We start from the raw sequence: 13,071 nt of genomic DNA on the forward strand, positions 1-13,071 counted from the left end.
TCGATGAATACCGGAGCCACTCCCGGACGGGAAAGGCTGATCGAGCAGTTCAAGGCCGACGGCCTGAATGTGATGTTCGGAAATCCGGGGACGGTGGAACAGGGATTTCTCGATGCCGTGGACGCGGCGGAGGACTTCCAGTACATCCTCGCCCTCCAGGAGACCGTGGCCGCCGGCATCGCCGACGGCTATGCCCGGGCCACCGGCGGCGCGGCCCTGCTCCAGCTGCACTCCGGAGTGGGGCTGGGCAACGGCATCGGGATGCTCTACCAGTCGCTGCGCGGCCACACCCCGCTCGTCGTGGTCGCCGGCGACGCCGGAGTGCGCTACGACGCCATGGACGCGCAGATGGCGTCCGACCTGGTGGCGATGGCCAAGCCGGTGACGAAGTACGCGACCCGGGTCACCGACCGGCACTCCGTGCTCCGCACCATCCGGCGGGCCGTGAAGATCGCGCTCACCCCGCCCCGAGGGCCCGTGTTCGTGGCGCTGCCGATGGACGTGCTGGACGAGCTCAACTCCGAGCCCGTCCTGCCCGCCACGGTGCCGCTCACGGACGTGGCGCCCTCACCGGCCTCGGTGGGGCGGGCGGCCGAGCTGCTCGCCTCCGCCGAGAGGCCCGTCGTCCTCATCGGCGACGGGGTCGCGCTCTCCGGGGCACAGAACGAACTGGCCGCCGTCGCCGAGCTGCTGGGCGCCGACGTGTACGAGGTCGACTCCTCCGAGGTGAACATCGCGGCCTCGCACCCGCTGCGGCGCGGCCAGACCGGCCACATGTTCGGCCCGCACAGCAAGGAGCTCGTGGGGGACGCCGACGGGGTGCTGATCGTCGGCACCTATGTCTTCCCGGAGGTGTTCCCCGAACTGGAGAGCCCCTTCCGCGAGGGCGCGAAGGTCGTCCACATCGACCTCAACGCCTACGAGATCGCCAAGAACCACCCCGTGGACCTCGGCCTCGCCGCCGATCCCAAGCAGGCGCTGCGCGCGCTGGCCGGCGTACTGGAACACCGGCTCACCCCGCGCCAGCGGGCCGCCGCGGCGGCCCGGATCGACGTACGGACCAGGGAGCGGGCCCGCGACGCGCGGTCGCAGACCGACGACGGCACGCCGATGGCCGTCTTCCTGAAGACCCTGGCCGAGCGCACCGGCCGGAACCTGATCGTCTTCGACGAGGCGCTGACCACCTCCCCGCTGGTCACCAAGTACCTGCCGCCGGAGCGGCCGGGCGACTACCACCTCACCCGGGGCGGTTCGCTGGGCGTGGGTTTCCCGGGCGCGGTCGGGGCCAAGCTGGCCCGGCCGGACCGCCTGGTCGTCGGGTTCGCGGGCGACGGCGGGTCGATGTACACGTACCAGGCGCTGTGGACCGCCGCCCGGCACGGCATCGACGCCAAGTTCGTGGTCTGCAACAACCGCAAGTACCGGCTGCTGGACGACAACATCGCCCAGTACTGGCGGGAGCGGGACATCCCCGAGCACGGCTTCCCGGGCTCCTTCGACCTCTCGCACCCCGAGATCGACTTCGCCGGACTGGCCCGCTCGCTCGGCGCCGGCGGGATGCGGGTGGAGAAGCCGGACGAGGCGGTCGCCGCCGTGGGCCGGATGCTGGACCACCCCGGACCCTTCCTCGTCGACATCCAGATCTGACCAGAGCAGTCACGCAGCACGGACACGGAACAGGAGGAGACCGCATGCCCGCCGAGCGGCAGTTGACCGAGGACGCGATCCGCAGTTTCGCCGAGGACTGGTACGTCGCGCTGGACCGGCACGTGGGACCGGCCGAGGTGCTGGCCATGATCACCGAGGACCTGGAGTTCAAGGTCCCCGAGGACACCTTCCTCGGACACGAGGGCTTCGGCCGCTGGTACACGGCCGTCACCAACCGGTTCTTCGACGAGGTGCACACGGTCACGAAGGTGGAGCCGGTCATCGAGGGCGACCGGGCGATCGTCCGGGTCCTCGTCAACTGGCAGGCCAAGATCTGGGACCCGCCGGCCGCCCGCAGCCAGTGGCTCGGCTTCGACGCCGACCAGACCTGGACCGTCGTGGCCGGCCCCGACGGACCGCTGATCAAGCAGTACACCGTCAACGACCTGGCGCCGATGCCCGGTTCCGGCTCTCTCTGACCGCGGGCGAAGGAGAAGCGACGATGAGCGAAGTGACACGTGAGCGGGTCCAGGCGGCCTACGCCGCCCTCGGCTCCGGCGACCGGGCGCGCATCCTCGAGTACTACTCCGAGGACCTGCGCTGGCTGGTGCCCGGCAACCACCCGCTCGCCGGCTGGTACGAGAGCCTGGACGCCTTCCTGGAGCTGATGGGGCAGACCCACAAGCTCACGGGCGGCACCTTCCGGATGGACCTGGAAGCGGTCCTCGTCGGCGAGGACTGCAGCGCCGACGTGTGCCGCAACGTCGCCCTGCGGGACGGTGCCGACCAGGCGAGCCGGTCCCCGTACGAGCGGATGGACTACCCGGTCTTCCACTTCATGCGGTGGCAGGACGGCCGGATCGTCGAGGGCCGCGACGGGCTCTTCGGGGACACGGCCTCCGCCTTCAGCCAGTTCTGGGCGCCGTTCGCGCCCGACGGAACCCGCAGGGACCGATAGGGGATGAGCGCGATGGACGCGAAGCAGATCCTGCAGAAGTACTACGAGTACGCCAACGCCGGGGACTGGGACCGCTGGTGCGACCTGTTCGCCGACGACCAGGTCATGGACGAGCAGCTGGCCGGCCACATCGAGGGCCTGGAGGTGCTGCGCTCGATGATGAAGGGCATGGGCACCATGTACCGGGTCTTCCGGAACGAGCCCGTGCACTTCATCGTCGACGGGGAGAAGGCCGCGGCCGTCTCCCACCTGACCGCCGTCAGCGCCTCCGGCGAGGCCATCGAGGCCGAGGTCATGAACTTCTTCCGGATCGTGGACGGAAAGATCGCCTACATGGCGAACTACCACGACACCGTTCCCTTCCAGGTGCTGAGCCAGGGCTGAGGGGGGAACTCGTGGGCGTCTCCGAGACCGAAGAGTACGACTACATCGTCGTGGGATCCGGCACCGCGGGCAGTGTCCTGGCCAACCGGCTCTCCGAGGACCCGGACGTCTCCGTCCTCGTCCTGGAGGCGGGCGGCTCCCGGATCCCGCCCGAGGTGGACGACCCGTCCTCCTGGTACAAGCTGCTCGGCGGGCCCGTGGACTGGGGCTACACCAGCGTCCCGCAGCCGGGCCTCGACGGCCGCCGCACCTACGAACCGCGCGGCAAGGCCCCCGGCGGCAGCAGCAACCTCTACATCATGATGCACATCCGCGGCCACGCCTCGGACTTCGACAACTGGGCGTACCAGGGCGCGGCCGGCTGGGGATACGAGGACGTGCTCCCGTACTTCGCCCTGCTGGAGGGCCAGGAGGACGCCACCGCCGCCACCACCGGGACCCGGGGGCCGCAGCGGATCACCAACGCCGGGCTGCACGGCCCCAACCCGGTCTCCCGCGCCTTCATCGACGCCTCCGTCGAGCTGGGCCACCAGGAGATCGCAGACTTCAACACCGACGGACCCCGGCGCGGCCTCTTCGGCACCGGCTGGCACCACATCGACGTGGCCGACGGGCGCCGCCAGGGCACCCTCGCCTCCTACCTGGAGCCGGCGCTGGAGCGCGCCAACCTGACCCTGCGCACCAGCGCGCAGACCACCCGGCTGCTCTTCGACGGGGACACCTGCACGGGCGTCGAGTACGTCCAGCTCCAGGCCCCCGCCGAGTTCCCGGGCCGGACCGTGCGCGACGGCCACAGCTCCGCGCAGACGCCCGGGGCGCACACCGTGCGGGCCCGCCGGGAGGTGGTCGTGGCGGCCGGGGCGATCGAGTCCCCGAAGCTGCTGCTGCTCTCCGGCATCGGCCACCCCGAGCAGCTGCGCGAGCACGGCATCGCGGTCACCGCCGCCCTGCCGGGGGTCGGCGAGAACTTCCACAACCACGTCCTGACCGGGCTGATGGCCGAGGTCACCCAGGAGCTGCCGCCGCCGGCGCAGAACCTGTCGGAGAGCGCTCTGTTCCTGTCCTCGCAGCCCGGGCTGCCGGCGCCGGACCTGCAGATCGCCTTCGTCCACGTGCCCTTCGACGTGATCGTCGGCCAGGACCACCCGAACACGGTGTCCATCCTGCCGGGCGTCGTACGGCCGGTCTCGCGCGGCTGGATCAGGCTGGCGAGCGCCGACCCGCTGGCCCACCCGCTGATCCACCCGAACTACCTGGGCGACCGGTGGGACCTGGAGCGGATGGTGCAGGGCGTGAAGATCGCCCGGGAGATCTTCGCGACCTCCGCCTTCTCGCCCTGGTACAAGCAGGAGCTCCAGCCCGGGCCCGGCTACGTGACCGACGACGACCTGCGGACCTTCGTGAAGCAGAAGTCGGAGAGCTACCACCACCAGGCCGGCTCCTGCCGCATGGGCATCGACGACCTCTCCGTCGTCGACCCCGAGCTGCGGGTGCACGGCGTACGGAACCTGCGCGTCGTCGACGCCAGCGTGATGCCCGCGGTCCCGTCGGGCAACTGCCACACCGCCATCGCGATGATCGCCGAGCGCGCGGCGGACTTCCTGAAGGGGGTGTCCCGTGCCTGATGTCGTCCTGCGCGAGGGCGCGTTGTCCGGGACCCGCATCGCGGTCCTGGTCGAGAGCGACTTCTACGAGCCGGAGATCTTCTACTACCAGCACCGGTTCGCGGAGGAGGGCGCCGAGGTCGACTTCCTGACCCGGCTGTGGGGCAACGACTCCATCACCTTCTCCGGCCACGAGTACCGGGCGCCCTTCACCGCCAGCCAGTCCCTGGAGGGGCTGAGCGACGAGGAGCTGCGCCGGTACGCGGCGATCATCGTGCCCTCGGGCATGGTGGCCGACCGGCTGCGCTACACGGAGGACGTGGACCAGCTGGCCCCGGCGACGGAGCTGCTGCGCCGGGCCTTCGAGGAGCCGACGGTCCTCAAGGGGATCATCTGCCACGGCATGTGGCTGGCCTCCTCGATCCCGGGCAAGGTGCGCGGCCGCAAGGTGGTCTGCCACAACAACCTCATCGGCGACGTCCGGAACATGGGCGCGCAGTACGTCGACGAGGACGTGGTGGTCGACGGGGACCTGGTCACCGGCCGCACCGGCGCCCACCACCACCTCTTCGCCCGCCGGATCATCGAGCTGGTCGCGGCCGGACGGGGCCGGGGGGCCGGCTGATGCCGGGCGCCGCGGACCGGCCGATGGTCTGGTCCCACGTGGGCCTGAACTGCACGGACCAGAAGACCACCGAGGAGTTCTACACCCGGTACTTCGGCTTCACCCGCGCCCGGGTGGTCGACCTCGGGGAGGCCCAGATCGTGTTCCTGCGCAAGGGGGACGCGTACCTGGAGCTCTTCGCGGCCGGCCCCGAACCGGCCCGCGAGGCGCACGACGACGGGCCGCAGGCCCCGGGCCGGATGCGCCACCTGGCCTTCCAGACCGACGACGTGGACGCGTTCCTGGCATCGCTCGGGGACGCGGCCGAAGTGACCCTGGGTCCGCTGGACTTCGACGACTTCATCTGCGGGTGGCGGACCGTGTGGGTCCGTGACCCCGACGGGGTGATCGTCGAGGTCAGCCAGGGTTTCGAGGACGACCGCTCTCACGAGGGCTCTCACGACAAGGACGGTGCATGACATGGCGGACGCCGTGAGCTTCTCCTTCTCCGACACGATCGCCGGATACGTCGAGCACTTCGACTCCGGTTCGCGCCTGCTGCGGCTGAAGACCTCCGACGGCCGGACGTTCGACGTCTCGCTGGCCGGCGACCCGAGCGCGGAGCTGGTCCGCAACCTGGAGGAGCCGTACATCGACGCCTCCGGGCACATCGACGAGATGCTCTCGCCGGGCCGGTTCCTCTTCGTCTACGGCGTCCACTACCCGGAGCAGGGCGGGCGCTTCGAAGCCAAGCGCGTGGTGTTCCTGGGCCGCGGGGCCGAGGACTACCGCTTCGAGGAGCCCAGCTGGTGGATCAAGCAGATCGAGTCGCTGGCCGACTTCTACAAGCGGGCCCAGTTCGGCGACGGGCCGGTGGACTTCACCGAGTACCGCACCGAGATCCGCCTCGGCGGTGACAAGACCGCCAGCCACGTCCAGGAGACCGACACGATCTCCCGCCTGGTCTACGGCATGGCCTCGGCCTACCTGCTGACCGGCAAGGACGAGTACCTGGAGGTCGCCGAGCGCGGCACCGAGTACCTGCGCAAGCACATGCGGGTGGTGGACAGCGAGGAGGACGTGGTCTTCTGGTACCACGGCATCAGCGTCGACGGGGACACCGAGCGCAAGCTGTTCACCTCGGAGTTCTCCGACGACTACGACGCGATCCCGATGTACGAGCAGATCTACGCCCTCGCCGGTCCCATCCAGACGTACCGGGTCACCGGTGACATCCGGATCAAGAACGATGCGGACGCCACCATCCGGCTGTTCGACAAGTTCTTCTTCGACCCGGAGCAGGGCGGCTACTACTCGCACATCGACCCGATCCTGTTCAGCGCCGACCACGAGTCCCTCGGGGAGAACGCCGAGCGCAAGAACTGGAACTCGGTCGGCGACCACGCGCCCGCGTACCTGATCAACCTGTACCTGGCGACCGGCGACCAGAAGTACGCCGACTTCCTCGAGTACACCTTCGACACCATCGCGGACAAGTTCCCGGACTACAAGAACAGCCCGTTCGTCCAGGAGCGCTTCATGCGCGACTGGTCGCACGACAAGGCGCACAGCTGGCAGCAGAACCGCGCGGTGGTCGGCCACAACCTGAAGATCGCCTGGAACCTGATGCGGATGAACTCGCTGAAGGCCAAGCCCGCGTACGAGGAGCTCGCCAAGAAGATCGGCGAGATCATGCCGGCGGTCGGCAGCGACGTGCAGCGCGGCGGCTGGTACGACGTCGTCGAGCGCGTCAAGTCCGGCGACGAGGAGACGTATCGTTTCGCCTGGCACGACCGCAAGGCGTGGTGGCAGCAGGAGCAGGCGATCCTCGCCTACCTCATCCTGAACGGCACCGTCGGCGGCGAGGCGAACCTGCGCGAGGCCCGGCAGGCGCAGGCCTTCTACAACACCTTCTTCCTCGACCACGACGAGGGCGCCGTCTACTTCAACGTGCTCGCCAGCGGTACCCCGTACCTGCTCGGCACCGAGCGGCTCAAGGGCAGCCACTCGATGTCCATGTACCACTCGGCGGAGCTCTGCTACCTCTCCGCCGTCTACAACAACCTGCTCGTCAACGGCCGGGAGATGGACTTCCACTTCCAGCCCGACCCGACCAACCTGCCCGACCGCGTGCTGCGCGTCTCGCCCGACCTGCTTCCCGCGGGCTCGGTGCGGATCGCGTCCGTCGAGATCGACGAGAAGCCGTACGAGGAGTTCGACGCGGACCAGCTCACCGTCCGCCTGCCCGATGTCCAGGGCCGGGTGAAGGTCAAGGTGCGGCTGCGTCCAGTGGCCAAGTAGCGCTCAACGGGGGGCGCCCCAACCAGAGGGGAAAGCAATGACTCTCAACATCAAGGAACGCCGGAACAAGACGGGCACCGTGCTCGTCGCCACCGGCGAGATCAACAGCGGGACATCCGGCGCGCTGCTCCAGGCGCTGCTGCCGCTGGTCCGCGAGGGCAAGCCGCTGAAGATCGACCTCACGGCGGTCACCTACGTCTCCAGCGCGGGCCTGCGCACCCTCCTCGTCGTCTACCGCGAGGCCCAGCACGCGGGCGTCGCCGTCACCCTCTACGGGGTGAGCGAGGAAGTCCGGTTCGTCATGTCGGCCACCGGGTTCCTCGACTTCTTCGAGACGGGCGAGGCCGCCGCGGCGCTCGCCAAGTCCAAGGCGAAGGCCGCGCGATGAGCGAGGCCGGGTCCGAGCAGGTCCTGCGCGTCGACGCGTACCCGACCCACGAGGTGGGCGGGTACCGCGTCCGCGCCGGCAAGCCCTTCCCCTTCGGGGCCAACGTGGTCCCCGGCGGGGTCAGTTTCTCCGTCTTCTCCGACCAGGCCACCTCCATGACCTTGGTCATCTACAAGCGCGGAGAGCCCGAGCCGACGGCCGAGCTGGAATTCCCCGAGGAGTTCCGCACCGGCAGCGTCTTCGCCATGACGGTCTTCGGCCTCGACCACGAGAACATGGAGTACGGGTACCGGGCCGACGGCCCCTACGACCCGGTCTCCGGCCACCGCTTCGACGCCCGGCAGGTCCTCTCCGACCCCTACGCCCGGCTGATCTCCGGCCGCGACGTGTGGGGCGTGGAGCCGGACCGCAGCCGCGGCTACCAGTACCGCTCCCGCGTCTGCCTCCAGGACTTCGACTGGGGCGACGACACGCCGCTGGGGATCCCGGCCGAGGACCTCGTCGTGTACGAGGCCCACGTGCGCGGCTTCACCCGGCACCCCTCCTCGCAGGTCACCGCCCCCGGCACCTTCGCGGGGCTGCGGGAGAAGATCCCGTACCTGAAGGAACTCGGGGTGAACTGCATCGAGCTGCTCCCCGTGTTCGAGTTCGACGAGAGCGACAACCCGCGCTCCAACCCGGACACCGGAGAGCAGCTCTACGACTACTGGGGCTACAACACCGTCTCGTTCTTCGCGCCGAAGGCCGGGTACGCGGCCACCGGGCGGTACGGGATGCAGGGCGACGAGTTCCGCACCCTGATCAAGGACCTGCACGCGGCCGGCATCGAGGTCATCCTCGACGTCGTCTTCAACCACACCGCCGAGGGCAACGAGCAGGGCCCGACGATCTCCTTCAAGGGGCTCGACAACGCCACGTACTACATGCTCACGCCCGAGGGGTACTACTTCAACTTCAGCGGCACCGGCAACACCGTCAACTGCAACCACCCCGTCGTGCGCAACTACGTGCTCGACTGCCTGCGCCACTGGGTCGCCGACTACCACATCGACGGCTTCCGTTTCGACCTCGCGGCCATCCTCGGCCGCTCCCTGGACGGCACCCCGCTGCCCAACCCGCCGCTGCTGGAACTGCTCGCCTACGACCCCGTCCTGCGGCACACCAAGCTCATCGCCGAGGCCTGGGACGCCGGCGGCCTCTACGAGGTCGGCAACTTCCCGGCGTACGGCCGCTGGGCGGAGTGGAACGGGAAGTACCGCGACACCGTGCGTGCCTTCCTCAAGGGCGACCCCGGGCTCACCGGCGAAATGGCCACCCGCATCGCCGGCTCGCCAGACCTGTACTCCAGCCGCGGCACCTCCGCCTCCGTCAACTTCCTCACCGCGCACGACGGCTTCACGCTGGCCGACCTGGTCTCGTACAACGACAAGCACAACGAGGCCAACGGCGAGGGCAACAACGACGGCGGCAACGACAACGCCAGCTGGAACTGCGGGGCCGAGGGACCGACCGAGGACCCCGAGGTCAACGCGCTGCGGCTGCGGCAGATGAAGAACGCCCTCGCCATCCTCTTCACCAGCCAGGGCATCCCGATGCTGCTCTCCGGGGACGAGGTCGCGCGCACCCAGCAGGGCAACAACAACACGTACTGCCAGGACAACGAACTGTCCTGGTTCGACTGGGACCAGGTCGACGACAACGCGGAACTGCTCCGGTTCACGCGGGAGATGATCGCCTTCCGCAAGCACCACCGCGAGCTGCGCTCCACCTCCCACCCCACCGGCCAGGTCCGCGAGGACCTCGGCCTGCCGGACATCAGCTGGCACGGGGAGCGGGCCTGGCAGCCCGACTGGTCGGCCGAGAGCCGGCTGCTGGCGGTGGCCCGCTGCGGCACCGGGGACGACGACGTGGTGTACGTGGCCATGAACTCGCACTGGGAGTCGCACGACCTGGAACTGCCGCCGCTGCCCGGCGGCCGCAGCTGGCACCTGTTCGCCGACACGGGGGCCGAGGCGCCGCACGACATCCGCACCCCGGGCACCGAGCAGGAACTCGACAACGCCGGGAAGTACCTGATCGGCCCGCGGTCGGTCGTGATCCTGGTGGGCCGCACGAACACCGACCCCGACATGCCCTGACACGCCCTGACCGAAGGAGACCTGACATGCCGCTTTCCGTGTCCCTGAGCATCGAGGGCGATACCACCGTGATCGAACTGACGGGCGAGCTGGACGCCAAGACCGCCCCGGAGTTCCACCAGACCATCGAGAAGGCCGCCGGGCACGGCACCAACACCGTCGAGATCAGGATGGCCGGCGTCGGCTACATGGCCAGCGCCGGACTGCGCTCCCTGGTCTTCGCCCAGCAGAAGGTGGCGAACCACGTCACCATCAAGGTCGTCGGTGCGATCGAGCCCGTCTCCCGGACCATCCGGACCGCGGGGCTCGACCGCAGCATCGTCCTCTCCGATGAGTGACCACCGTGAGTGACATGGTCGAACTGGCGAGGACGTCCGCCGTACTGGAGGTGCCCGCGACCATCGGGGCACTGGGCGACATCGCCTCGTTCGTCCTGCGGCTGGCCGGCCGGGCGGGCCTGGACAAGGGCGCCGCGTACCGGATCCGGCTGGCCGTGGACGAACTCGCCACGAACATCGTGATGCACGGGTACCGGGGCGGCGACGGGCGGATCACCGTCCGCGGCCGCTCCGGTCCCGGCGGGGTGCAGATCGTCATCGAGGACTCGGCGCCCCCCTTCGACCCCGTCGCAGGCTGCCTGCCCCCCGTCCCCGGGGTCGCCCCGGAGGACCGGCGGATCGGTGGCCTCGGCATCCACCTGGCGCTGACCAGCGTGGACGAGTTCAGCTACGCACACAGGGACGGCAGCAACATCAGCACGCTGACTGTGAAGGTCCAGGATTCGAGTAGCCATGCGTAGCGGCATCGTGACAACATGTGCACGCACGCCCGGCGCCCAGGCGACGTCGGGCACCCTCCTTGGCGTACAGCCGTACCGGCTTGCGCCGACCAGCGTCCGGAGGGACGTGCTCACACGGGCCGCAGGATGGCACCAGGGCACGAAGACGATCGGCGGGATCGCTGCGCCGGTCAGAGACGCTGAGGGGACGGACCCATGGCCTCCACGACCGTGATCATCCTCGACGAGTACCCGCCTCCGCCACCCGAACTGCTCACCGCACTACGGGAGATGGATGCGGGACTCGTCCCCCGTACCTTGTCCGAACTGCTGTCGGGCCCACTGGAGGACCTGGCCGGCGCGGACGTACTGCTCGCTCCCGCAGAGGCGGACGGGGAGGCGATACGCACGGCCGTACGCCGGCTGCGCCGCTGGGCCGGGGCCCCCATCGTCGTCGTCTGGGCCGTGACCGCGTTCGCCGCACTGGAGGAACACGTCCGGATCGGGCACGACTACCTGGTGCCGCCCTTCCTGCCCGCCCTCGTCGGGGCCCGGCTGCACAGCTGCTCGGAGCGCGCCGGACTCGGCCGCACCCTGCGCGAAGCCGACGCCCGCGCCGAACTCATGGGCTACGAGAAGGAACTGGAGATCGGCCGGGAGATCCAGGCGGGGTTCCTGCCCGAATCGCTGCCGGTCCCCGCGGGCTGGGAGATCGACGTCCGCTTCCGGCCCGCCCGGCAGGTCGCCGGGGACTTCTACGACGTCTTCGAGATCTCCCGCGGCCGGCGGCTCGCCTTCATCGTCGCCGACGTCTGCGACAAGGGGGTCGGCGCCGCGCTCTTCATGGCGCTCATCCGCTCCCTGCTGCGCCACACCGCGGAGAACAGCGGCCTCCAGCACCTGGTGGCCGCCGGGCGCACCGGCGGCAGCCGGCGGATCCCGGTGGTCGGCGCCACCCCGCTGCTCAACGCGGTCACGGCCACCAACGGCTACCTCACGCGCAACCACCTGCGGCAGGGGTACTTCGCCACCCTGTTCTTCGGGGTGCTCGACCCCGTCACCGGCAGCCTCGTCTACATCAACGGCGGCCACAACCCGCCCCTGCTGCTGCCCGGCGACGGCAGCCCGCCGCTCGCGCTGGACATCACCGGACCGGCCGTCGGGGTCCTCCCCGACTGCGTCTACACCCTCGGCTACGCCCAGCTGGACCCCGGCGACACCCTCTTCGTCTTCACCGACGGAGTGCCCGAGGCCCGCTGCCCGAGAGGCAGCTTCTTCGGCGACGAACGGATGCTGGAGCTGCTCACCGCGCCCCTGGTGAGCGGCAAGGACGTGGTGGACCGGATGGACGTGGCGGTGCTCGAGCACACCGGGACGGCCGAACAGCACGACGACGTCACCATGCTGGCCCTCCACCGGCCTCGTGCGGCGCGGGGGCCGCACGCGGACGGTGCCGGTCACAAGGTGGTGGCCTAATGACCCGCACCATCGTGGTGCACTCGCACCGCGGTGGCACCGGGAAGTCCTCCGTACTGGCGAACCTCGCGCTGCTGATCGCGGCAGGGGGACGCCGTGTGGGGGTGGTGGACACCGACATCCAGTCACCCACCCTGGACCTGCTGTTCCGGCTCGGGCCCGGCGCCTCCCTGGCCGACTACCTGCTCGGACGCTGCGAGATCGAGGCCGCGGCCCAGCAGGTGGCCGTGCCCGGGCTGTACGTCGTCCCGGCCCGGACCGGCACCGCCGCCCTGCGCGAGATCATGACCAGCGGCTACGACGTGGGGCTGCTGCCGGAGGGCTTCGACCGGCTGGCCGAGCACTACGCGCTCGACGTGCTGCTCCTCGACACCCACGCCGGGCTCAACAACGAGTCGGTGACGGCCATGGCCAGCGCCGACGTACTGATGATCATGGCGCGGGCCGACCGGATCGACCTCTCGGGGGTCGAGGAGACCATCGCCCTGGCCGGGCGCCTGCCCTGCCGGCGGACCCTGGTGCTGAGCATGGCCCCCGAAGGACTCGACCGGGACGAGGCCCGGCGGCGGACCGAGGAGGTGTACGGCGCACCCCTGGCCGGAATCCTTCCCTACTCGCCGGAAATGGCCGCTCTCTACGGAGAGCGCATATTCGCAGAAGCCCATCCCGACCACCCCATGGTCGGTGAATTCCGCACCATCATCTCGGCGTTGGACGCACGTGACGAAGTATCACGGGCATGACGCCCTCCCCTTACGTCCCCTGCTAGGGGCGTGTTGAATCGGCAGCGAAT

14 protein-coding genes are annotated in these 13,071 nt (G+C 69.8%); all 14 read left to right on the plus strand.

Going from position 1 to position 13,071, the window contains the following annotated elements; all coding sequences use genetic code 11:
• Positions 1 to 3 precede the first annotated feature (3 nt).
• The 14 genes from OG447_RS18835 to OG447_RS18900 all read left to right on the plus strand — a co-directional run bounded on the left by OG447_RS18835 (position 4) and on the right by OG447_RS18900 (position 13,021).
• Positions 4 to 1,647, plus strand: coding sequence for a thiamine pyrophosphate-binding protein (locus OG447_RS18835; RefSeq protein WP_266937935.1), 1,644 nt, complete (start codon positions 4 to 6; stop codon positions 1,645 to 1,647).
• Positions 1,648 to 1,691: 44 nt separating this feature from the next.
• A complete protein-coding gene (locus OG447_RS18840) occupies positions 1,692 to 2,126 on the plus strand; it encodes a nuclear transport factor 2 family protein (RefSeq protein WP_266937936.1) in 435 nt (144 codons plus the stop codon).
• A 23-nt stretch (positions 2,127 to 2,149) separates the two neighbouring features.
• The gene (locus OG447_RS18845) at positions 2,150 to 2,605 is read left to right on the plus strand and encodes a nuclear transport factor 2 family protein (RefSeq protein ID WP_266937937.1); all 456 of its coding nucleotides are present in this window, start codon (positions 2,150 to 2,152) and stop codon (positions 2,603 to 2,605) included.
• 3 nt (positions 2,606 to 2,608) lie between these two features.
• Positions 2,609 to 2,989 (plus strand): nuclear transport factor 2 family protein, encoded by a 381-nt coding sequence (locus OG447_RS18850; protein WP_323181788.1) that lies wholly within the window; start codon positions 2,609 to 2,611, stop codon positions 2,987 to 2,989.
• An 11-nt stretch (positions 2,990 to 3,000) separates the two neighbouring features.
• On the plus strand, positions 3,001 to 4,614 hold the full coding sequence (locus OG447_RS18855; protein ID WP_266937938.1) for a GMC family oxidoreductase: 1,614 nt from the start codon (positions 3,001 to 3,003) through the stop codon (positions 4,612 to 4,614).
• A complete protein-coding gene (locus OG447_RS18860) occupies positions 4,607 to 5,218 on the plus strand; it encodes a DJ-1/PfpI family protein (RefSeq protein WP_266937939.1) in 612 nt (203 codons plus the stop codon). The genes OG447_RS18855 and OG447_RS18860 overlap by 8 nt, the downstream gene beginning before the upstream one ends.
• Entirely contained in the window at positions 5,218 to 5,676 is a 459-nt protein-coding gene (locus tag OG447_RS18865; RefSeq protein WP_266937940.1) for a VOC family protein, read from the plus strand. Before OG447_RS18860 ends, OG447_RS18865 begins: the two co-directional genes overlap by 1 nt.
• A 1-nt stretch (position 5,677) precedes the next feature.
• Entirely contained in the window at positions 5,678 to 7,498 is a 1,821-nt protein-coding gene (locus OG447_RS18870) for an AGE family epimerase/isomerase (RefSeq protein ID WP_266937941.1), read from the plus strand.
• Positions 7,499 to 7,535: 37 nt separating this feature from the next.
• Positions 7,536 to 7,886 carry an STAS domain-containing protein gene (locus OG447_RS18875; protein WP_266937942.1) on the plus strand — a complete coding sequence of 117 codons (351 nt, stop codon included), beginning with the start codon at positions 7,536 to 7,538 and terminating at the stop codon, positions 7,884 to 7,886.
• Positions 7,883 to 10,024, plus strand: coding sequence for a glycogen debranching protein GlgX (glgX, locus tag OG447_RS18880; protein ID WP_266937943.1), 2,142 nt, complete (start codon positions 7,883 to 7,885; stop codon positions 10,022 to 10,024). The genes OG447_RS18875 and glgX overlap by 4 nt, the downstream gene beginning before the upstream one ends.
• Before the next feature lie 26 nt (positions 10,025 to 10,050).
• Complete coding sequence (locus OG447_RS18885; RefSeq protein ID WP_266937944.1) at positions 10,051 to 10,362, plus strand: STAS domain-containing protein; 312 nt, start codon at positions 10,051 to 10,053, stop codon at positions 10,360 to 10,362.
• A complete protein-coding gene (locus tag OG447_RS18890; RefSeq protein WP_266937945.1) occupies positions 10,359 to 10,823 on the plus strand; it encodes an anti-sigma regulatory factor in 465 nt (154 codons plus the stop codon). Before OG447_RS18885 ends, OG447_RS18890 begins: the two co-directional genes overlap by 4 nt.
• A gap of 195 nt (positions 10,824 to 11,018) precedes the next feature.
• Positions 11,019 to 12,278, plus strand: a complete 1,260-nt coding sequence (locus OG447_RS18895; protein ID WP_266937946.1) for a PP2C family protein-serine/threonine phosphatase — start codon at positions 11,019 to 11,021, stop codon at positions 12,276 to 12,278.
• Entirely contained in the window at positions 12,278 to 13,021 is a 744-nt protein-coding gene (locus tag OG447_RS18900) for a MinD/ParA family protein (RefSeq protein ID WP_266937947.1), read from the plus strand. Before OG447_RS18895 ends, OG447_RS18900 begins: the two co-directional genes overlap by 1 nt.
• Positions 13,022 to 13,071: the final 50 nt, after the last annotated feature.

It is taken from the genome of Streptomyces sp. NBC_01408 (genome assembly GCF_026340255.1).
Lineage (GTDB): Bacteria > Actinomycetota > Actinomycetes > Streptomycetales > Streptomycetaceae > Streptomyces.

Coding starts and splice junctions, on each gene's coding strand:
- OG447_RS18835 (WP_266937935.1), top strand. CDS start 4: ATGAATACCGGAGCCACTCCCGGACGGGAAAGGCTGATCGAGCAGTTC.
- OG447_RS18840 (WP_266937936.1), top strand. CDS start 1,692: ATGCCCGCCGAGCGGCAGTTGACCGAGGACGCGATCCGCAGTTTCGCC.
- OG447_RS18845 (WP_266937937.1), top strand. CDS start 2,150: ATGAGCGAAGTGACACGTGAGCGGGTCCAGGCGGCCTACGCCGCCCTC.
- OG447_RS18850 (WP_323181788.1), top strand. CDS start 2,609: ATGAGCGCGATGGACGCGAAGCAGATCCTGCAGAAGTACTACGAGTAC.
- OG447_RS18865 (WP_266937940.1), top strand. CDS start 5,218: ATGCCGGGCGCCGCGGACCGGCCGATGGTCTGGTCCCACGTGGGCCTG.
- OG447_RS18870 (WP_266937941.1), top strand. CDS start 5,678: ATGGCGGACGCCGTGAGCTTCTCCTTCTCCGACACGATCGCCGGATAC.
- OG447_RS18875 (WP_266937942.1), top strand. CDS start 7,536: ATGACTCTCAACATCAAGGAACGCCGGAACAAGACGGGCACCGTGCTC.
- glgX (WP_266937943.1), top strand. CDS start 7,883: ATGAGCGAGGCCGGGTCCGAGCAGGTCCTGCGCGTCGACGCGTACCCG.
- OG447_RS18885 (WP_266937944.1), top strand. CDS start 10,051: ATGCCGCTTTCCGTGTCCCTGAGCATCGAGGGCGATACCACCGTGATC.
- OG447_RS18895 (WP_266937946.1), top strand. CDS start 11,019: ATGGCCTCCACGACCGTGATCATCCTCGACGAGTACCCGCCTCCGCCA.
- OG447_RS18900 (WP_266937947.1), top strand. CDS start 12,278: ATGACCCGCACCATCGTGGTGCACTCGCACCGCGGTGGCACCGGGAAG.